Origin of the sequence: Microcoleus sp. AT9b-C3, from assembly GCF_036705485.1 — a bacterium.
GTDB lineage: Bacteria > Cyanobacteriota > Cyanobacteriia > Cyanobacteriales > Microcoleaceae > Microcoleus.
In genome coordinates this window covers 19834-41443 of the sequence record NZ_JAUBUR010000030.1, presented here as the reverse complement: position 1 = coordinate 41443, position 21610 = coordinate 19834, and the positions used below count along the sequence as shown (strand labels likewise).

At 45.5% G+C, this 21610-nt stretch carries 14 protein-coding genes; 6 read left to right on the top strand and 8 right to left on the bottom strand.

The genetic code is table 11. The features are described 5' to 3' along the window. Positions 1-140: 140 nt before the first annotated feature. Both QUB77_RS23425 and QUB77_RS23420 read left to right on the top strand, forming a co-directional pair. Entirely contained in the window at positions 141-1730 is a 1590-nt protein-coding gene (locus QUB77_RS23425; RefSeq protein WP_333178556.1) for an Hsp70 family protein, read from the top strand. Between the two features lie 73 nt (positions 1731-1803). Next, positions 1804-2631 (top strand): YwqG family protein, encoded by an 828-nt coding sequence (locus QUB77_RS23420; RefSeq protein WP_333178553.1) that lies wholly within the window; start codon positions 1804-1806, stop codon positions 2629-2631. Between the two features lie 131 nt (positions 2632-2762). On the opposite strand, the gene QUB77_RS23415 is transcribed toward QUB77_RS23420, so the two are convergent. From QUB77_RS23415 to ftsH3, 3 genes are all read right to left on the bottom strand, one after another. Next, complete coding sequence (locus QUB77_RS23415; RefSeq protein ID WP_333178550.1) at positions 2763-3284, bottom strand: L,D-transpeptidase; 522 nt, start codon at positions 3282-3284, stop codon at positions 2763-2765. Between the two features lie 101 nt (positions 3285-3385). Then, entirely contained in the window at positions 3386-4024 is a 639-nt protein-coding gene (locus QUB77_RS23410) for a bifunctional 4-hydroxy-2-oxoglutarate aldolase/2-dehydro-3-deoxy-phosphogluconate aldolase (RefSeq protein WP_333178548.1), read from the bottom strand. Positions 4025-4597: 573 nt separating this feature from the next. Further along, a complete protein-coding gene (gene ftsH3 / locus QUB77_RS23405; RefSeq protein ID WP_333178545.1) occupies positions 4598-6436 on the bottom strand; it encodes an ATP-dependent zinc metalloprotease FtsH3 in 1839 nt (612 codons plus the stop codon). 376 nt (positions 6437-6812) lie between these two features. On the opposite strand from ftsH3, the gene QUB77_RS23400 reads away from it, so the two are divergent. Beyond that, positions 6813-13793, top strand: a complete 6981-nt coding sequence (locus QUB77_RS23400; protein ID WP_333178542.1) for an FkbM family methyltransferase — start codon at positions 6813-6815, stop codon at positions 13791-13793. Positions 13794-13843: 50 nt separating this feature from the next. Here the strand turns inward: QUB77_RS23400 and QUB77_RS23395 are convergent, their stop codons facing one another. The 4 genes from QUB77_RS23395 to QUB77_RS23380 form a co-directional block, all read right to left on the bottom strand. Continuing rightward, complete coding sequence (locus tag QUB77_RS23395; protein ID WP_333178539.1) at positions 13844-14173, bottom strand: type II toxin-antitoxin system PemK/MazF family toxin; 330 nt, start codon at positions 14171-14173, stop codon at positions 13844-13846. After that, positions 14157-14354 (bottom strand): hypothetical protein, encoded by a 198-nt coding sequence (locus QUB77_RS23390; RefSeq protein ID WP_333178536.1) that lies wholly within the window; start codon positions 14352-14354, stop codon positions 14157-14159. The genes QUB77_RS23395 and QUB77_RS23390 overlap by 17 nt, the downstream gene beginning before the upstream one ends. Positions 14355-14472: 118 nt before the next feature. Beyond that, positions 14473-15366, bottom strand: coding sequence for a CNNM domain-containing protein (locus QUB77_RS23385; protein ID WP_333178533.1), 894 nt, complete (start codon positions 15364-15366; stop codon positions 14473-14475). A gap of 277 nt (positions 15367-15643) precedes the next feature. Then, the gene (locus QUB77_RS23380; protein ID WP_333178530.1) at positions 15644-16729 is read right to left on the bottom strand and encodes a hypothetical protein; all 1086 of its coding nucleotides are present in this window, start codon (positions 16727-16729) and stop codon (positions 15644-15646) included. Between the two features lie 111 nt (positions 16730-16840). Here QUB77_RS23380 and QUB77_RS23375 point away from each other — a divergent pair, with 111 nt between their 5' ends. The 3 genes from QUB77_RS23375 to QUB77_RS23365 all read left to right on the top strand — a co-directional run bounded on the left by QUB77_RS23375 (position 16841) and on the right by QUB77_RS23365 (position 20747). After that, positions 16841-17758, top strand: a complete 918-nt coding sequence (locus QUB77_RS23375) for a YihY/virulence factor BrkB family protein (protein WP_333178527.1) — start codon at positions 16841-16843, stop codon at positions 17756-17758. 565 nt (positions 17759-18323) lie between these two features. Then, positions 18324-19589 (top strand): glycosyltransferase family 1 protein, encoded by a 1266-nt coding sequence (locus QUB77_RS23370; protein WP_333178525.1) that lies wholly within the window; start codon positions 18324-18326, stop codon positions 19587-19589. Positions 19590-19730: 141 nt separating this feature from the next. After that, positions 19731-20747 carry a glycoside hydrolase family 104 protein gene (locus tag QUB77_RS23365; protein WP_333178523.1) on the top strand — a complete coding sequence of 339 codons (1017 nt, stop codon included), beginning with the start codon at positions 19731-19733 and terminating at the stop codon, positions 20745-20747. Positions 20748-20863: 116 nt separating this feature from the next. Here QUB77_RS23365 and QUB77_RS23360 read toward each other — a convergent pair whose 3' ends face one another. Next, the gene (locus QUB77_RS23360) at positions 20864-21580 is read right to left on the bottom strand and encodes a DevA family ABC transporter ATP-binding protein (protein ID WP_333178519.1); all 717 of its coding nucleotides are present in this window, start codon (positions 21578-21580) and stop codon (positions 20864-20866) included. Positions 21581-21610: the final 30 nt, after the last annotated feature.

Sequence of the window (21610 nt, the reverse complement as noted above, 5' to 3'; positions counted from 1 at the left end):
TAAAATTGAAAACTCAGCCGTTAAAAAAGTTTTTGTGGCCACAAAGTCTTTATTCAAGCACAATTTGATAATCTGTTGGCATTGGTGACTCGAAATACCATAATATGATTAAATCCCTAGTAGCTGTGTATTTTGGCTGAATGACGATCGCAATTGATTTTGGAACTAGCAACACCGTCGTCGCTCGCTGGAATCAAGTCCTCCAGCAGCCCGAAACTTTGAAATTACCGGGATTGTCGGCAATCTCGGCTCAAAATCCGCCCCTCATTCCGAGTTTACTCTACGTTGAGGACGCTGCTCAAAGTAAAGTCTTACTCGGTCAGCAAGTCCGCGACAGAGGCATGGATTTGAGTGGAGATTCTCGGTTTTTTCGCAATTTTAAGCGAGGAATTGGCACTTCAGTTCAGGGTTTTGTGCCGGAACTTGACGGGCAACTTATTAGTTTTGAACAAGTAGGTGAGTGGTATTTGAGTCAAATTGTGAATTCAATTCGCCAACTGCCCTTGCCCGTAGATTCTTTGATTTTTACTGTGCCGGTAGATAGTTTTGAAGCTTACCGCCATTGGTTGGGCAAAGTGTCACAATCTCTGGAAGTAGAACAGGTGCGGATGTTGGACGAACCTACGGCGGCTGCTTTAGGTTACGGTTTGGCCGATCGCGAAAATCTGTTAGTAATTGATTTCGGGGGCGGAACTCTAGACCTTTCTTTGGTGCGTTTGGACGCTTCCTCTGACAAAAAGCCCCTTGGTTTTATTCTGAAGTGGGGCGAAAAACTATTAGCTGAATCTTCATCGCAAAAAACAAAAGTTGCCCGGGTTTTGGCTAAAGCCGGACAAAATTTAGGCGGTTCTGATATTGATAATTGGCTGGTTGACTATTTTGTTAAAACAAAAGGGCTGGCAAAATCTCCGATAACAACGAGATTGGCCGAACGGTTAAAGATTCAGTTATCTTTAGTAAATCAGGGGGTTGAGGTTTATTTTGATGACGAAAATTTTGAGAGTTATGAATTAGAATTAGACCGCACTCGTTTTGAATCTATCCTTGCGGAACATCAATTTTTTGACAAACTCGACGAGTGCATGAATCAAGTATTGCAGCAAGCGCGGCGTCAAGGCTTAGAAATTGGGGATATCGACGCAGTTTTGCTAGTTGGCGGTACTGTACAAATTCCCGCTGTCGGGCGTTGGGTTCAGCAATATTTCGATCCGGCCAAAATTAGCTGCGACAAACCCTTTGAGGCGATCGCCCAAGGTGCTCTGCAACTGAGTCAAGGGCTAGAAATCAAAGATTTTCTCTATCACAGTTACGGCATTCGCTACTGGAACCGCCGCGACAATTGCCACAGTTGGCACAGTTTAATTAAATCCGGCCAGTCTTATCCGATGAGCGAACCGGTAGAATTAGTCTTGGGAGCTTCTTTAGAAAATCAGCCGAGTATAGAATTAATTATCGGCGAATTGGGAGCGGAAACTGGCGGCACGGAGATATATTTTGACGGTGACAGGCTAATTACTCGCCAACTCGCAGGCAAACCATCGGTACAGCCCTTAAATGATAAAGAAGGAGCACGCAGCATCGCTCAATTGACGCCACCTGGGTATCCGGGGAGCGATCGCATTAAAATCTTCTTCCGCGTTGACGAACAGCGCTTTTTGCGAATTACCGTGGAAGATTTGCTAACAAATGAAACTTTGTTAGAGGATAAACCCGTCGTGCAGCTAAGTTAAGGATAGACTTTGCAGGTAAGGTGCGCTTCGGCGCATCCTACGGATTGCCTTCAAAACAAATTGTTAAAAGCAGATGAACTACAAACTAGAATGTCCACTCTCTCCAGAACTAGAAAAGTATCGCGACAGAATCGAAGCTACCATTAAACCTTACATCGAAATTCAAACCCAGAATAATGATGACGTTAATTGGTGGCAGAGTAAATTTGGGGGATTGCCTTATTTACCTAAAGGCTTTGAATATCCCAAAACTTCTGACGGTAAATATTTATTTTTGCTAGCGCAACTCAACTTTGATGAAATACCGCCTTTAGATGGTTTTCCCGATCGCGGAATTTGGCAGTTTTATATAGCCGACGATGACCTATATGGTTTAGATTTAGGCACTTCCGCCGATGTAGATAATCCCACAGCCGAAGACAGATTCAAAATAATCTATTTTCCTCAGCCAGACTTCCAAGTTGAAAACATCATTACCAATTATGATTTTTTGCCAGAACTAGAAAATTTTCCTGTTCATGGCTGTTGCAGCTTGCAATTTACTAAAAAATATGCGCCGATTAGTACCAATGACTACCAATTTATGGAACTATTAGGAGAAGAAATTAACGAGTTATTTATGAACCATGAAATTGAGGATGAGTACCGAGAAATATCGAATTCCTTTGGTCATAAAATAGGTGGTTATCCATATTTTACACAAGACGACGTAAGAAAATATAATAGTAACTCCGATCAAAAACAAAAGCCGGATATTCTTCTATTCCAAATGGATACCGATTGCAATGAGACAGTAGATATCATGTGGGGAGACAGTGGTGTAGGTAACTTTTTTATTGATGAATCAGCACTCAGAGAATTAGATTTTAGTAAAGTTTTATACAATTGGGATTGTTGTTAAAAGCAGCAGTTAAGTAAGCACACCTAAAAAAACATAATACCCAGAACCCCGACTTCTTTAAGAAGTCGGGGTTCTAACAGATGGAATAGTGTTTGACTATGCCCAATGCCCAATGCCCAATTCCCAATGCCCTAAACCTGAGATTTGTGCACCACCACCGGCGTTCCCACCGAGGCCCATTCAAATAGCCATTTAGCGTGATTAACAGCTACATTTGTGCAGCCGTGAGTAACGGGATTGCCAAACAAATTGTGCCAGTAAGCGCCGTGAATTGCCATGCCTCCGTCGTAATACATTGTATAGGGAACGTCGGGCACGTCGTAGTCATCCCCAGTCATTCTAGTAACGCGGTGTTTGGTTTGAACGGCAAAAGTTCCGGTGCGGGTGGGAGTCGATGATTTACCGCTGGAAATAATCACCGCGTAAACGGGTGTATTTCCTTCCCAAGCTATTAACCTTTGTCTTGACAAATCTATTTCAATCCAGCGTTCGCTGGATTGCTGCAACAACATAATTTTATTGGCAATTGTGTTGTGCTGTTCGCTGGCAAATGCGGTCATTGAACCCCCGCAGAATGCAGCCAAAGTGAGGGCGCACCCGGCACAGAAAGTTCCAGCGCGGCGGAAGTAAGTTGAGTTGATAATACTGTTCATTTCTCACACCTCGTACTATTTTAGATTTTAGGTTTTAGATTTTAGAGTGGCTTGTCCTATTTTAGATTTTAGATTTGAAATGTTGGATTGGGAAACTGGACTTAACAAGTTGTTAAGTTTTGGGCGAGAGTTTGGGCAATTTGGACGATCGCGCGCCAATCGCGATTTTCCACTAAGTGTTTAGGAAATAAGTCTCCGGCCAAACCAACGGCGATCGCCCCAGCGTCTATAAATACTTTCGCATTTTCCAGCGTCACCCCGCCAGTGGGAATTAAAGGAATGTGCCCCAGAGGGCCTTGCAGGCTTTTCAGGTAAGCCGCGCCTCCCAAAGCCGATATCGGAAACACTTTAACGCAGGTAGCACCAGCTTGCCACGCCGTCACAATTTCCGTGGGAGAAAAAGCACCGGGGACGATCGGCACTCCGGCGTCAACTGCTGTTTTAATCATACTTAAATCGGTGTGCGGAGTAAACAGAAATTGAGCGCCGCAGTCTATTGCTTGTTGCAACTCTTCTAAGTTTAATAAAGTGCCTGTGCCAATGCTAAAAGTAGGAAATTCCGACCGGAGTTCGGCAATTAATTCAGGAGCTTTGTGGGTATTCCAAGTAATTTCAATAAACTGGATTCCTCCGGCTGCTACCGCTGATGCCATCTGCCGAGCAAGTTCCTTTTCGGAGGAACGGATAACTGCGATCGCGCGGTGTTTTTTTAATAGTGTCAACCAAGATTGATGATTCATGCAATTTTAGATTTTAGATTTTAGATTTTAGATTCTAGAATTGGGAACGCTCCCGGATTGGGAAGTGGTATCATTCTGAATTGCATATAATTTTAATACAGGTTACTAAGCATCGTGAATTAAATAACTTACAATTTTAATTGTTCTTGTGGGACGCCCATCCCACAAATATGTGTAAATTATTTAATTCGCGCTCCTAAAATACTAGCCAAAAAACCTGTTGGAACAGTAAAAAACCCGGTTTCTTGAGTAGGACTGTGTAAGCCATGTAATATCATGTCCGGTTGAATAGTTATAATACTTTTGTCCGATCGTACCCGATGCCCGATGCCCGTACAGGATTTATAAGTAATTAACCGGACTTGATATAATTACTTGCCCACATACCTCACTTAATTGAGAAAGGCTATATTTTGTCTTTTAAATTTAATCTAAAATCCCAAATTTCAAATCTCAAATCGATCGCACTCATAAAAAAATCGGGGCGATTCCTGACAATCCCAGAATCACCCCAATTATTGATTTCAAACTTTAGATTAAATCTAAAATCTAAAATCTAAAATCCCAAATTGATTAGGCGATCGTCGCCATCTTGACATCGCTATTAGCTAACAAATTTTGCAATTCATCAGCATCCACAGTTTCCTTTTCAACTAGCAGATCTGCCAAAGCATTAAGGACGTGGCGGTTGCCGACGAGTACATCTTTAGCGCGGCGGTAAGCTTGCTCTACCAACAAACGCACTTCATCGTCGATCGTCGCTGCGGTTTCTTCAGAGAAATCGCGTTCAGCCATGATATCGCGACCCATGAACATATTGCCTTGTTGGCGACCCAGAGCTACAGGGCCTAGCCGATCGCTCATTCCGAAGCGAGTCACCATTTGGCGCGCTACTCTTGCCACTTGCTGCAAGTCGTTTGACGCACCGGTTGTTACTTCTTCTTCGCCGAAGACAATCTCTTCAGCAATGCGGCCGCCCAAAGCTACGGCCATTTGATTTTGCAAGTAAGACCGAGAATACAAGCCAGAATCCATCCGATCTTCGCTGGGTGTGAACCAAGTCAAACCGCCAGCGCGGCCGCGGGGGATAATGCTAATTTTCTGCACGGGGTCATAATCGGGCATCAGCGCGCCGACTAAAGCGTGACCGGCTTCGTGGTAAGCTACCAAAGTTTTGCGCTTTTCGCTCATCACGCGGTCTTTCTTTTCCGGGCCGGCGAGCACGCGGTCGATCGCATCGTTGACTTCATCCATCGAGACTTCGGTCAAGTTGCGGCGGGCGGCTAAAATTGCTGCTTCGTTGAGTAGGTTGGACAAATCCGCACCGGTGAAACCGGGTGTCCGGCGGGCGATTTTTTCCAAGTCCACGTCTTTCGACAAAGTTTTGCCGCGGGCGTGAACGTTGAGAATTTCTAGGCGGCCTCCGAAGTCGGGGCGATCGACTACAACTTGGCGATCGAAGCGACCCGGACGCAGCAGCGCCGCATCGAGCACGTCGGGGCGGTTTGTGGCAGCAATCAGAATGATGCCAGTATTGCCCTCAAAGCCGTCCATTTCGGTCAGCAACTGGTTCAGGGTTTGTTCCCGTTCGTCGTTACCACCGCCCAAACCAGCTCCCCGCTGGCGGCCTACCGCGTCAATTTCATCGATAAATACGATGCAAGGAGCGTTAGATTTAGCTTGTTCAAACAAGTCGCGGACGCGGGAAGCACCGACACCCACGAACATTTCCACAAATTCTGAACCGGAAATCGAGAAGAAGGGAACGCCTGCTTCTCCAGCCACTGCTTTTGCCAGCAGGGTTTTGCCAGTTCCGGGAGGGCCGACCAGCAGCACGCCTTTGGGGATTTTTGCTCCGACTGCGGTGAAGCGGTCTGCATTTTTCAGGAAGTCCACGACTTCTGCGAGCTCTAGCTTGGCTTGTTCGATGCCGGCCACGTCGCCGAAAGTCACCTGAGTTTGTGGCTCCATTTGGACTCTAGCTTTGGATTTGCCGAAGTTCATGGCTTGGTTGCCTGGCCCGTTTTGGGCGCGCCGCACCAGGAAAAACAGTCCGACCAAAAGCAGAATCGGGAAGAACAGGCTGCTGAGGGCTTTTACCCAGAAGCCTTCGTCGCTTTGGGGCAGAACGGAAATATCTACGTTATTTTTGGTCAGGATGTTGATCAGTTCGGGGTCGTTCGGCAGGTTAACGAGTACCTTGTTGCCGTCCTGGGCTGTGACCAGGGCTTTGCTGCGATCGGAACTGATATTTATTTTGTCTACTCTCTTGCCTTCGACTTCCTGAATGAATTGACTGTACTTCCAAACTTCCCTACTTGGGGGCTGTTTGTCAAAAAATGCCGTTGCTAAGGCAATGACTACAATAGCCAGCAGTGCGTACAGGCCAGCGTTTCTCCAGCGTTTATTCACCGAGGTCGATCCTCCTAATTTTTAGTCCCTGTGATTTGGGAATTTTTATTTATGTTCATCAATCTTAACGTAATTGTAACTTGTTTTTGTGTGGTGAGGAATCCCGGCCATGCTGTGGCGGTCTGAAGTGAGGTTGTGGAAACCGAACGGCCCTGGGCTTCGTCAGGAGATGGGAGTGCTTTACTAACGGTTGCTTTTGTGAGTACACTATTAGGTTGTATTTGTCAAGGGTTGTGTAAAAGTGGCGATCGCCCGACTGTGCTATTTTGGTAGCCGAGTTAGCCTATTCTGAAGAAGCTTTGGACTAACAGCTAATTTTGACTTTTGTCTTGCAGCACTAAAAAAATAATTTAAAACAATGGCAATTAAATCATCAATGGCAATCGATTTTATTCGTAACTTTGTGCAACCAGGACAACTGGTTTTTGATGTCGGAGCAAATATCGGACAAAAAGCTGATATCTATGCTGCCGCTGGAGCAAAAGTAATATGTTTTGAACCCCAGCCAAACTGTGTCAACATCCTGACCGAAAAATACCAGCACAATCAAAATATCGCCATCGTTAACAAGGGATTGGCAGAACAAGCCGGAACAATGCAGCTTTCAGTTTGTACTGATGCCAATTACATATCAACTTTTTCTAAAAAATGGCAAACAGGACGTTTTGCTAACTATGAATGGAATCAAACTGTTACAGTAGAAGTTACCACCTTAGATGAGATGATCGAAGTGTGGGGGCGTCCGCATTTTTGCAAAATCGATGTTGAAGGATTCGAGTATCAAGTATTACAGGGACTATCTACACCAATTCCTTATATATCATTTGAGTTTGCCATAGAATTTATTGACGACACCAAAAAGTGCATCAACCACCTGAAAAGTCTGGGATACAAACTTTTCAACTTTGCGAATGGCGAACAAAATAATTTAGTATTTCCTGAATGGGTTTCCGACGAACGCCTTGCCCAGTACCTAGAGTCGAGCAATGACTCCTTACTGTGGGGAGATATTTATGCAAAGTTCGAGGCCAATCAGCATCATATTTCCGGTGACGGAAGAGCTCACAACCGCAGCAGTGAAGTGATAGCAACCAAAGGATATCTCAACTTACAAAGACTTTGCCAGGAACACTCGATTACTCCGCGCGGTCTCATCCACATCGGAGCCCACGAAGGGCAAGAAATGAAGGAATATCAAGAAATGGGCGTGCCGAAAGTGCTGTTCATTGAGGCTAACCCTTCTGTCTTTGAAAGATTGAAACAGAATATAGCTGGACTCCCAAATGTGTGGGCAGCAAATTGCGCTGTCAGCAACGAAAATGGTACAGTCAATCTGCGCGTGAATTCCCACGATATGAGCAGCAGCATTCTGCCCCTGAAGCTGCATAAAGATATTTACCCCGGCATGGTAGAGGTCAATCAAGTTACCGTAATCTCGAAAACTCTAGACGCACTTCTGGAACAAAGTCCCTTCACTTCAGACGATTTTAATATCATTAATATTGATATTCAAGGGGCAGAACTTTTGGCTTTTCAAGGCGCTGTCGAGACTTTAAAGTATATAGATGCAATTATCACAGAAGTTAATCGCGAAGAACTTTATGAAGGGTGCGCGTTAATTGACCAAGTGGATGATTTTCTCTCATCATACGGCTTTCAGCGAGTAGCGATGGCAAATCCTTCCCATCCATCTTGGGGAGATGCTTTTTATGTCAAAAAACCACTTCCTAGTCAAGATGCGGACAATTTTAGTTTAAGTGGCTTGTCTGTAAATGCGATCGACAATCCAGTCATCGCAACCAGCATAGCACCGGGAAATATTGACAATCAGCGGGCTGCGGTCGAAAGCTGGCGAGCCCTGGGATTTTCCCCTGTTTCGCTCAATAGCCCCGAAGAAATTAGCCAACTACAGTCCATCTATGAAAATGTTACTTTTCATGCGGTAAAGCGCGATGCACGGGTCGAGGCGGGAAGACCGCTAGTGTATCTTGATGATATGTTTGCATATTTGCGCGATCGCCCTGCAAAAATCTGTGGTATTGTCAATTCAGATATCCGCCTGAAAGCGGACGGCGATTTAATTTCATTTATCGGCCAACAAGCTGAAAATGCCGTAGTTTTTGGTTCGCGAACTGATATTGATTCTCCCGAAAAAACAGGGGGAGAAATTTATGCTAAGGGGTTTGATTTCTTCTTCTTTGACAAGGAATTATTAAAACAGTTTCCTGATTCCCAATTCTGTTTAGGTCTTCCTTGGTGGGATTTGTGGATACCGCTGATCGCTAAGCAAAAAGGGCTGACTGTCAAATATTTAGAAACTGCGATCGCATATCATATCAAACACGGGGTGAATTACATCAACGATTGTTGGCAAAAAATGGGAATTCACTTCATGGGATTTTTCCAGCCGGATTTGTCCCGAAAATTTCAGGAAATGCTGTCCAATAATCCCAATCAGTTACAAGCAGAACTAACAAGTGTTGCTGTACAAGCTGGGCAAATGATTGACCGAAACCAGCAGATAATTAGATATGAAACTACCGACAAAATCCATTTAGAGCAATCAGTATTTGAGAACTCCCAGCCTGTTCCGTCGGCTTTCAAAGTATCTGCGATCGTTTCTACTTACAATTCCGAAAAATTTATCCGCGGCTGCTTGCAGGACTTGGTAGAGCAAACGCTGTACAAACAAGGCCTACTCGAAATCATAGTAATTGACAGCGGTTCCCAAGAAAATGAACAGTCTGTTGTGCGGGAATTTCAAGCGAAATATCCGAATATTGTGTACGATCGCACTTCTGACCGCGAGACATTATATGCAGCCTGGAATCGAGGCATTAAGATGTCGCGCGGAGCTTACATGACTAATGCTAATACCGATGACAGACACCGCCCCGATGCCCTAGAAATCATGGCGAAATACTTGGACGAAAACGCAGAAGTAAGTCTGGTTTATGCCGATCAATTAATTACCAACACAGCTAACGATACTTTTGCCACAACCCAAGCCGAAAAGGGCTGGAAGTGGCCAGCCTTTGACTACAGCGAACTCGAACGGCGCTGCATTATTGGCCCCCAGCCGATGTGGAGAAAATCGCTGCACGAAAAACACGGCTATTTCCGAAGCGAATTTACGGCGGCTGGCGATTACGAATTTTGGCTGCGGATTGGCAAAACCGAAAATATTGTGTACTTGCCAGAAATTCTCGGCTTGTACTACGAAAATCAACAAGGTTTGCAACATTCATCGCCAATATCGTACCAAGAAACTAGGCAAATATGGGATGAATATGGGATCACTCGCCGAGGTGTAAAACCAGCCACTACATTACCTGTTTCACTCTCTCCATCACAGCTAAATGCCATGCCCTACCGCACCTCCGCAGAAACACTCGTCAGCGTAATCATTCCCTGCTACAACCACGCAACTTTACTCAGAGAAGCTGTTGAAAGTGTTGTCAGTCAAACTTATCCAAACTGGGAGTGCATAATTGTCAATGATGGCAGCACTGATGATACCAGCAACTTCGCCAATTATTTAATTAAACTGTATCCTCAAAAATCGCTTCGCCTCATAGATAAACCCAACACAGGGCCCGCTGATTCGAGAAATGTTGGCGTTCAGCAGTCGTCAGGAAAGTTTATTTTATTCCTAGATGCGGATGATAAACTTCATCCCAAATTTATCGAGGAGTGCGTGGAAATTTTATTAGCAAAACCGAAGGTTGGTTTTGTCTATACAGATGTGCAGCACTTCGGAGCAAATTGCGATTTAGTTGTTCACGGTGACTTTGATGCCAATCGGTTTTTGAGAGACAATCAAGCCCCTGCTACTTCCCTATTTAGAAGGGAGATTTACGAGCAAGTAGGCGGCTTGAAAAAAGTGATGAAGCTGGGATGCGAAGATTGGGAATTTTGGGTTTCTGCCTATGAAAAAGGCTGGTTAGGCGATCGATTACCTAAGCCTTACCTCTATTACAGGCAGCACGGCGACGGCTCTAGCAGAACCCAAAAAATGGCAGGCGATCGCCCAAAATTAGACTTAATGAGAGCCACAATTATTCACCTCCACTCTCAACTTTACAAACCAGAAGAAGTGCGTTGGTCACAGCAGATTTTGCAGCAACACGGCAATTTAATAGCTAATGAATTAGTTGAATTTAACAAACCCGAACAATTTTTAACTTTGCTGTCCCAATATGTGGGAGAGTATCAAAAAGACCAAGCTAATGAAGTAAACCTCGCTAACATCCGCCAATCCCGGCAGCAACTTGCCAATTATTGGCTGAATCTGCCTGCAGAACAACTGGCAAATGCCTATGGCGGTGATGCAGGTAAGGCGCAGCAGCTACTGCTCAACAGTAACATCAAAGATGAAGCGCTGACAGATGCCGAAAAGACTGTTATCGATCGACTAGCATCGCATCTCTCCCAGGGAGTTAAAAATCCCAAAGATATTAACTACCTACTAGCAGCCGCCCTCTATCGTCGTGCAGATCAGTTACTGCTGAACTATGAAAAGGCAGTTATACCTAATTGGTTTGTCAACGACTATCTCAAATTTATGTTTGCTGCGCCTACTCTATTTCAAGAAATAGGAGAAGCTGACAATTATTGTCGGTATGTGCAGGGATGGGTCAGTTATTTGCATAGCAATATCTTCAAGAACCAAAACTCACAAGTGTGGCAGGATATCGCTTGGTTTTTCACTCAAAGTGCTAACTTTATTCCTCTGTACTTCAATAGTGAAAATCTCAAGGATATATACACGAAGCGGGCAGAGATTATTGAATATGCCATGAAAAATCGTGGCGCTGCCATTGATTGCATTTTTCCGGCTAGACCTGCGAACAGGCAGAAAATTCGCCTTGGTGTCCTGACTAAACATTTCGGGGCGATGACGGAAACTTTCGCTACTTTGCCAGCTTTTGAATATCTGAATCGAGAGCAATTTGAAATTATTTTGTACGCTCTCAATCTCGACGGGAATAAACTAGAACAGTATTGTCAGAGTCGCGCTGACAGACTGGTTAAACTGTCTAATGACTTGCCAAGTCAAGTTCAGACAATCCGCGCTGATGACTTAGATATTCTGCTGATAGCTACAAATATTACTGCGGTTACTCATCCAATTAGTTTACTAGCATTGCATCGATTGGCGCGGGTACAAACTACCTGTTTTAATTCTCCGATTACCACAGGAATGCGACACATTGACTATTACATTGCTGGTAAGTTGATGGAACCTGCACCTGAAGGACAGGAGCATTATCGCGAGCAATTAGCAACTATTGACGGGCCTGGCTGCTGTTTTAGCTATACCCTAGAACCTTACAGTCCTAACATTAATTTCACCAGAAATAGTATCGGCATTTCCGAAGAATCGGTTGTCTTTATTTCGAGTGCTAATTTGTATAAGCTAGTGCCGGAGTTAAGGGAAACATGGGCAAAAATTATGGCGGCTGTTCCTAATTCGGTGCTGTTTTTAATGCCCTTCGGCCCTAGCTGGACTAATCATTATCCTGGGGGGGCTTTTGTAAATAATATGAAAGCCGTTTTTGCTAAGTATGGCATTGAGAGTAATCGTTTGCGGGTGTTGAAGAGTTTTCCTAACCGGGCGGATGTTAAAGAAGTTTTGAAGTTGGGAGATGTTTATTTGGATTCCTATCCCTATGCGGGGACTACTTCTCTTGTAGATCCGTTAGAGGTGGGACTTCCAACGGTGGTTAGGGATGGCGATACTTTGCGATCGAGAATGGGGGCGGCGGTGGTACGATCGCTCTCAATGCCAGATTTAATTGCCAATAGCGAAGCATCTTACATTCAGCTAGCAGTTGCTCTCGGCACTAACCCGCAATTGCGGCAGCAAAAACGCCAGGAAATTCAGCAAAAAATGCAAGCTAATCCGGCTTGTTTTGACAGTGTTGCATATTCTGGGGCGATCGGCAAATTATTCCAAGAACTCTTTGGCCAATGGCAAACCAGCCACCTGGAAGCATCGCGCAGCTTACAGGATAGCATTCCCAAGCAGCCAGATTTGGGCGAGATCCTCTCGAACACCGTCAACCTTTACCAAAGAAACTCATCAAACATCTCAGCAATATCCGAACTGCGTCAAATCCGTAAACAAATCGCTGATTTTTGGCTGAACGTTCCCACCGAAAACCTCGAAACCGCTTACAAAAGCGCTTCTGGTAACAGCTATAAAATGCTGCTCAAGAGCGGTTTCCAACGTCAACCGATGATCGAAAGCGAACAAATATTTTTGCAGCAATTAACCCAGATTAGCAAAGGATTAGTGCATCCCAAAGCTGTCAACGCCTTGCTTGCTGCGATGCTGTATTTCCCGCCGGAAACCATGCGAATTCCCGACGCTCGCAACCGTTTGCCGCACTGGTTAATTGGAGATTACGAACAAGTTTTTGAGACGGAAGCTGCCGTAAATTCTGAGTCAACTTCTGACTTGCTCGCTCAATACATTCAATCGCCACAATTTGCGAATCAACTGTTAGGATGCGTCAATCTTTACCGCATCGATCCGTCAGACGAATCGGTAGTTTTGGAACTCCGCCAAATCAGAAAACAAATGGCTGATTTTTGGCTGAGTGTTCCTTCAGAGAAACTCGAAAGTTTTTACCGAGGAGAAGTTCGCAAGGGATATCAAGCAATACTTAGCTGCGGCTTGCAAGCAGAATCCATGACTGAAGCCGAACAGCAGTTTTTGCAGAAATTGACTGAAATTAGCAAAGGGTTGGTGCAGCCTCAAGCTATCAATGCTTTGCTTGGTGCGATGCTGTATTTTGTACCCGGTAAAATGCGGGTTCCCGATGCTCGCACCCGCTTGCCGCAGTGGTTGGTTGAAGATTACGAAAAGGTGTTTGAAGGCGCCTTTACGACAACAGAACAACCACTTGTCAAAGAAGATTATCTGCCGCAGTTTCTCAATCAATTAACTGCTGCGGTTAATCTCTATGAAATCGACCCAACGGATGAATTAGTGATAGCAGATTTGCGGCATATTCGCAAGCAAATTGCCGATTTGTGGCTGAGCGTTTCCGGCGAACAACTGGAACTTTTGTACCGGAGCGATTTTGGTAAGGGTTACAAAGCAATGTTGGGCAGCGGGTTTCTTAACGAGCCAGTAAATGAGAGCGATCGCGAGTTTTTTAATTCGTTGGTTGTTGAGTTGAGTAAAGGGTTTGGAACGCCTAAAGCTGTGAATAATTTGTTGGCGGCGATGCTGTATTGTCGCCCTGGACAGTTGCGGGTTCAGGATGCGAATACTTGTTTACCTCCGTGGTTGTTGGAGGATTACGAGCAGTTCGTTGGGGGTGCGGTTAAGGTGGCTGTGAAGTAAACGAAGGTAATTTGTATCGAAAACACAAGATATCATAGTGTATGGCTGCACTAAAGCCCTAACCAGCCTCGAAGAGATTGGTCAATTCGCTCTGCATCAGAATCTGCTAATTTGCCAATCTTCATTGCAACCAAACTTTCATGCACTGTATACAAACCTCGCTTGACTGCTGTGGCCACATTTAACCCTGCTGTTGACCATTCAGCGAGTACGAACTCACCCTCAAGTAAGGATGCAGTTTTGCTTGTCAATGGGACAATCATAATGTCTTGAGATACGTGCGGCGCCCTCACAACAATTGCTGGTCTTACCTTAGAACTAGACAAGTCTGAAAAGGGATATCTAACCAAAATTATGTCATTTTTAGAGTAGCTGGGCATAGACATCATCCTCAGTATTATCCCAAACTGTATCTAGTGAGGTTTGACTGGCTTGAAGCCAAAACTCAGCTTCTTCATCAGGTAAAACTGTTACTAATACTTTTGCCCCTTCGGGTAATTCTGATAACTCCAGCAGTTCAATTTTCCCTTCTCGAACAGTAGCCCAAAGCGTTTTTAGCATATCCACCTCATAAACTGTGCTTTATGCAATTTGCAGATTTTTGGTAAGTTGTCGCACTGAGCGACTAATTACAACCTCACACACATAGATCGAGGCAGTATTTAAGCCTGATTTAGGCTCAATTTAACACAAGTTCTGACTGCTGAGTCTCAAATAAGGGGCGAGTTACCTGACGCAGTAGCACTGTTTCTAAACTGCCTTCTACCACATTTTCTGCTTCTATTTCCAACTCGCCCCACAATAGCCGATCGCCTTGATTGGGCATTTTACCTAAATTGTGGATCACGAATCCGGCGATTGTTTGGTAAGCTTGGTTAGTCGGCAGGTTTAACCCGAGTTTTTCGTTAACTGCTGTCACTTCCCATAGGCCAGAAATTAGTGCCGAATGAGAATCTTTTTGAACTAGAGTGGTCTGGGAAGGTGATAGCAGCGGTTGAGACTCTTTACTGGTAATCCAACCAGTCAGCAGCCGCACGGTACCGTTGAGAATTGCTAGCAGCGGCCACAGTAATTTTGAGCAAAGTTCGAGGGCAGGCATCAACAGCAAAGCGGTGCGTTCTGGGGCGTGGGTTGCTAATACTTTGGGGATTAGTTCTCCTAAGACTATTTCTACGTAAGTTACTAAGATAAAAGCTGCGGGAACTGCGATCGAATGAGCAGTCAGCATAGCGGGAAAATGACCGATCGGCAATTTGTCGATCCACGGTTCGATCCAGTGTACAGTCGCTCCCTCACCCAACCAACCCAACAGCAAACTCCCTGCTGTTGTGCCAGTTTGAGTGACAGACAGGTAATGCGGTATGTTGTTCTGAGCTTGGTGGACGAGTTCGGCGGTTTTGGCGGTTGGGCGATCGTCCAAGTGGGCAAGTTGGCGGATTTGATGGCGATCGGCTGACACTAATGCTAGTTCAGACGCCACAAAAAAGGCGATTAAAAGTGTTAAGCCCAGCAACATTGCTAATCTCAGCATTGTTTGAGCGACTTCTATTTCCAGGCAAGTAAGGTTGTTCAAAATAGATATCTAATATGATAGATCTTTTAGGTTAATTCTTTTATTTTAGCTTGCGATTTAGGTAGGTCGATCGCCTGACATTTCGGATATCCGCACTATACATTCGCTGCAGACAACAGTCTTCGTAGGGTGCGCAATGCGCACCTTACCTGTACAACTTGTGAACTCTTTCTTTTCTCTTCCTTCGCGCCGCTTCGCTTACGCGCGGCTTCGCCTAACGCGTCTTCGCGGTTCGTTCAAAACCATCCAATTCACAACACCGGAACTCATTACTGTATCAACTCTCCCTTACTCCCCGGAGTGAGTTAATTTCCGTAAAAGTCTGCACCGGATCGGACTTCAACCCGCCTTGAATGTAATTCAACTTCACTTCTTCCAACAAATCCGAGAGCAGCGACTGCAATTCTCCGAGAGTTTTCTCATCTTGCAATTCCCGCCGCAAACTTTGATTAAATTCTTGGCTGAAATTATCTAGAATTTTTCTACCTTTATCGTCTTCGTAAGTAGTAGATACCACATCCACAGCAGTTTGAGCCAAATAATTCGCTAGCTGTTCCGTCATCTCCGTCGGCAAAATGTTAATCGGAGAGAAAGTTTGCAGGATTTGATAAAAATCCGACTGTTTGATTGTTGTTTCCAAATTGTGGTGCAGCAATTCTTCCAAATCCGGTTGCACCTGCGGCAAAACTTTGTAAATTGTCAGATCCAAAATCCGCTTGGTAATTTGTTCGATCGTATTTTCCTGATTGACATGAAGGTACGGCTGCTGCGCCAGCAACATCTGCGCCGCGTCGCCCTGTTTGATCGAACTTTTAGCTTGATTGATAAACCGCACCATCATGTATTCCGACATCGTATTGGCTAAATAAGCCACCGGTTCGTAGGTAACTTGAGCAACTACGCGATCGAGATTCACCAAACCCGACTTGTGCAGCCGCACCAATACCGGCAGAATCCGCCACCCCTGCCAAATCGGGATCACCAGAAACACCTCGTACCAGCGCCTCAGCACAAAATCAAACCAAGTTACCCCCGGTTTACGACGGGTGTGGAACAGACTTTTAATCAAAAATTCCGCCCCAAAAAAACATATAAAAAATGTATCTATTCGCCAAAACTGGTCAGCGCTATTCAAATATTCGGGATTAGCTAAACTCGAATCAATGCCTTTAATCGGGTCGTAAATTTTAACTAAGCCCGGAAAATAGCTCTGATAAACAGGACGCAACTGAAGGTAACTGAAATGAAAAAGCACTAGCAAAAAATTTACCACCGCTACTAATGCGCTCATTTTTGCCCAAGAAACTGCTTTTTTGGGCGATTTTACATCGGTGCTGTTAACAGTTGTGTAGGAATCTGACATAAAAGTAATCTTCCGAATTTGCTAATCGATAAATCTATCTTGTGGCTGAGGCTAAAAAACTCTTAACCTAGTAGAATCCCTTGGACGATAAGTATAAGGAAACCAAAGACCGTGAACTTAAAAACAGTCATATCGCTGCTCAAACAAACTTTTACTGAATGGCAAGAAGATAAAGCGCCAACCTTAGCCGCCGCCCTAGCCTATTACACAGTCTTCTCCCTCGCCCCGTTGCTAATTATCGTAATTGCGATCGCCGGTTTAGTCTTTGGTGCCGAAGCAGCCCAAGGTCAAATCGTCGCCCAACTCCAAAGTTTAATCGGTAAAGATGGCGCCCAAACCATCCAAGAACTCATCCTCAAGGCCTCCGAACCAAAGTCGGGAATGATTGCTACTTTAGTCGGTATCGCTACACTTTTGTGGGGCGCTTCCAACGTGTTTACTAATCTCAAAGAAGCCCTTAATACTATTTGGAATGTTTCACCGCCCCCCGGACGAGGAATTTGGGGATTTCTGCAAGACCGCGTATTGTCTTTTGCAATGATTTTAGGCATAGGCTTTCTACTGCTAGTATCTTTAGTAATTAGTGCCATTTTAGCCGCCGTTAGCTATTGGTTGAACGGCTGGCTGCAATTACCAATCAACATTTGGCAGATTGTGGACTTTGCTATCTCCTTTGGCGTAGTTACGCTGCTTTTTGCGTTAATTTACAAACTTTTGCCCGATGTCAATCTTGCCTGGAATGATGTGTGGATCGGCGCCGCCATCACCTCAGTGCTGTTTACGATCGGCAAATCCATAATTGGAGTTTACCTCGGAGGTAGCGGTATCGCCTCTACCTACGGTGCTGCGGGATCGTTCGTGATTATCCTGCTTTGGATTAATTATTCAGCTCAAATTCTCTTCTTAGGTGCCGAGTTTACCCAAGTTTGGACTAACCGATACGGTTCCAGAATGCCTGGTTCGCGAAACAATATCCTCAACAGCGAAAACGGTGAATCCTCCCCACGCAAACATCGGAAGAACTCTTAACATTATACAAACGGGAAATTTGAGGTTAAACTCGCACTCCGGGTTTGACACAATAAGCAAGAAGCAAGAGGGAAAAAGGCAGAAGGTGGAAGGCGGAAAGAAAGAAAAATTTTGAAAGCAATAACTTTGCTTTTTTTTTCGCTTCCCCTGTAACATTCGGTCTTCAGGACGATTGACTTCTGCTTTCTCGAAAGCCCTACTTATTTATTCATAGGGGTAAAATTCTACCTTCTGCTGACCTCGCATCTCTAGCAGCAAGCTGAAAGCAGGCTCTAGTTAGAGAGGGCTAGAAGGTGCGAGTTTGACACAGGCAAGAATACGCAAAAGTCCCTTCACCCTCGTTCATTTCCATTTAGATTATCTAGAGTTTTAGCTGCTGCACGTCTCTGTCAGCAGAAGGAAGTCGTCTGTCAATTTTTCCCTCCAACTTATCCCTGAAGGATGATTTCTCGATCCCGCATTTTGACTTTAATACAAATTAGCTAGAAGATTCCAGTCCCGGCGCAGCAGCCCAAATAGCACTTCAATCTTCTCCTGAAATATTTTTAATTTTTGGTAAACAATCATGATTTCATTAACTAAAAAACGCATCGCCCTCATCTCGGTACACGGCGATCCCGCTGTGGAAATTGGCAAAGAAGAAGCGGGCGGGCAAAATGTTTACGTGCGTCAAGTAGGAGAATCTCTGGCGAAACAAGGGTGGCAAGTTGATATGTTCACCCGCTCATCCGATCGCCAACAAGCAAGAATTGTACAGCACAGTCCCAATTGCCGGACAATTCGGCTAGTAGCAGGGCCGCAAGAATTCATTCCGCGCGACGAACTTTATGGATATTTACCAATCTTTGTTCAAGAATTTCAGAAATTTCAGTTAGAGTCAGGCTTTCAATATTCCTTAGTTCACACAAATTACTGGCTTTCTTCTTGGGTGGGAATGGAGTTGAAAAAATCGCAACCTCTGCTGCAAGTTCACACTTACCATTCTTTGGCAGCAATTAAATACAAGTCGGTTTCGACAATTCCGATGATTGCCAAAACTAGGCTGCAAGTCGAAAAAACACTTTTGGAAACAGCCGATCGCGTGGTGGCTACCAGTCCCCAAGAAAAAGAACACATGAGGTCTCTGGTTTCCTCAAAAGGCAATATTGACATCATTTCCTGCGGTACCGACACTGAACGGTTCGGCTCGATCGCCCGATCGACCGCCCGCCGCCACTTGGGCATAGCCCCCGAAACCAAAGTCGTGTTGTACGTCGGCCGTTTCGACCGCCGCAAGGGCATAGAAACCTTAGTCCGCGCCGTCAGTCTGTCGGCGGTACCCAAAGCCGATTTAAAACTGATAATTGGCGGCGGGTGGCGTGAGGGGGAAAGCGACGGTAAAGAGCGCGATCGTATCGGCAGCATCGTTGAAGAACTCGGGCTGAGCGACATTACCAGTTTTCCCGGCGCCTTGAGCAGAGACATTCTCCCCGGCTACTACGCCGCCGCCGATGTGTGCGTCGTTCCCAGCCACTACGAACCCTTCGGTTTAGTCGCCATTGAAGCGATGGCCTGCGGCACGCCCGTAGTCGCCTCCGACGTGGGAGGGCTCAAATATACTGTAGTGCCGCAAGAAACAGGTTTGCTCGCGCCGCCGAAAAAGGAAGCAGCCTTTGCCGATGCGATCGATCGCTTGTTAATGGACTCAGTATGGTGCCAGCAACTCGGACACACAGGCCGCCAGCGCGTCGAAACCTATTTCAGTTGGGACGGTATCGCCTCCCAACTGGGTCAACTTTACACTCAACTGCTCGAACAATCGGCCCTTGAGCTTGACCCGGTGAGCGCTTAGTAGTATCACTTAGTATGGTTGAAGCCAGTTTCCATTGATCCCTGTTTCACTCATCCGTTCTCACTGGGAACCTTCAACTAGAAGTGATATCAGGAGGTACTTTTGTACGCATCAAAACATCTGGGACGCCACCTGCTCCCTATGTCAGACAGGGAGCTAATTCGCCTGTGGGTAAACCGCAAATCCCCCCGCAACCGGCGCTTTAGCTGGCAGGCGGCTAACCATTTTCGAGTGTTTGTCGCAAAACCGCTGGCACAAGTTACTCTGACAGATGTGGAGACTTTCGCCGCAGCGATGAGAGCTCAGAAACTTCCACCGCGTTTTTACAAGCAAACCTTGGTAGTGCTCAAATCGCTGTTCGCCTTCGGCCAGCAAACCAAAGTTTTGCCCGCAACACTCCCCCTTCATCGGTGGCCGGTTCTGGGCCGGAATCGCTCCAAACGCCTTCGTTTTCAACTCTCTTGGGGTTTCTTAATCTGTTTGTGCTTTTTCTTAGGTCGAATGACGCCGAGGCTGCTGTGGGGACAATCGGTCTCGGCAGAAAGTTCGCCCACCCCGAAACGCCAGCCGGAAGTTGCGGCCCTCGATTCACCAGACAAAGGAGAGGATAACATCGAGCGCGATCGATCGCCCGAAACTGCAACCCTGAATTCACCAGATCCCCTACAGGATAACAGACTCGATAGCATCGGCCCGGAACGTCGAGTAAAAGCCTTTCTCGACACCATAGCCGCCGCCGAAGGAACCGCTAGCGCCGACGGCTACCGCACCCAGTACACCGGCACGAAATTTGTCAGCTTTCAAGATCATCCTAGGGAAATGAGATGCGGCCGCCGCTATGGCAAAAAACTCTGTTCCGACGCAGCGGGGCGATATCAGTTTCTCAGCACAACTTGGGACAGATTTGCTAAAAAATTTGGCGTCCGCGATTTCAGCCCCCAAAATCAAGATTTGATGGCTATAGAGTTAATCCGAGAAAAAGGTGCCTTAGAAGATATAGAAGCGGGGCGATTGGAGTCAGCAGTCAGAAAACTCGCTTACATCTGGCCTTCTTTTCGGCGTTATGGCGGTTCTGTAGAATCGTCGATGCCCAAACTCGAAGCAATGTACCTGCAAAATTTGGGGATTTACCGGCCAGGATTGGTTGTTAGAAATTAGTCAACAGTCGCAGGACGAGTTTAGATTGGGGTTGGGCAATTTTGGATTAAATTTTGACATCCAAAATTGAAAATGAGGGAGTTATGGGTGATGTCTATTCTTCAGAAATTTAAAAATTAGGCTAATTTTCCATCTTCCATGTGAAGGATGCGATCGGCAATATCCAAAATTCGGTTATCGTGGGTTACTAACAAAATAGTACAACCCTGTTCTTTGGCAAGTTGCTGCATCAAATTCACCACTTCGCGACCGGATTTGCTGTCCAGGGCGGCTGTTGGTTCGTCAGCTAAAACAATTTGCGGTTGACTGACCAAAGCGCGGGCGATCGCAACTCTTTGTTTCTGTCCTCCCGACAAATCATCTGGATAATAGTTAATCCGCTGTTCCAGTCCTACTAACTCTAGCATTTTTGCAGAGCGATCGCGCATTTGGGAACGCGACAAATTCCCGTGAACTTCCAAACCCATTTGCACGTTTTGCAGCGCCGTCAAACTACGGTGCAAGTTGTGCGCCTGAAAAATATAGCCAATTTTGCGTCGCGCCTTTACTAATTGGTCTGCACTCGCTTTGCACATTTCTTGACCGAGAATTTTGAGACTTCCCGATTGACCGGATCTCAATCCGCCAATCAAAGTTAAAAGCGTAGTTTTTCCCGAACCGGAAGGCCCCGTCATCAGCACGATTTCACCTGCTTTAATTTCGAGATTAATGTCAAAAAGTACCTGTTTTCGCAGTTGACCTTGACCGAAGTAGTGGTCTAGGTGGTGCGCGGAAATTACAGGTGAAGGAATCTGTATTGCGTTGGTTGTTGGGTAGAGAGTAGTAGAATTCATAAGTTATTGGTTTGAGGTTGGAGATTTAAT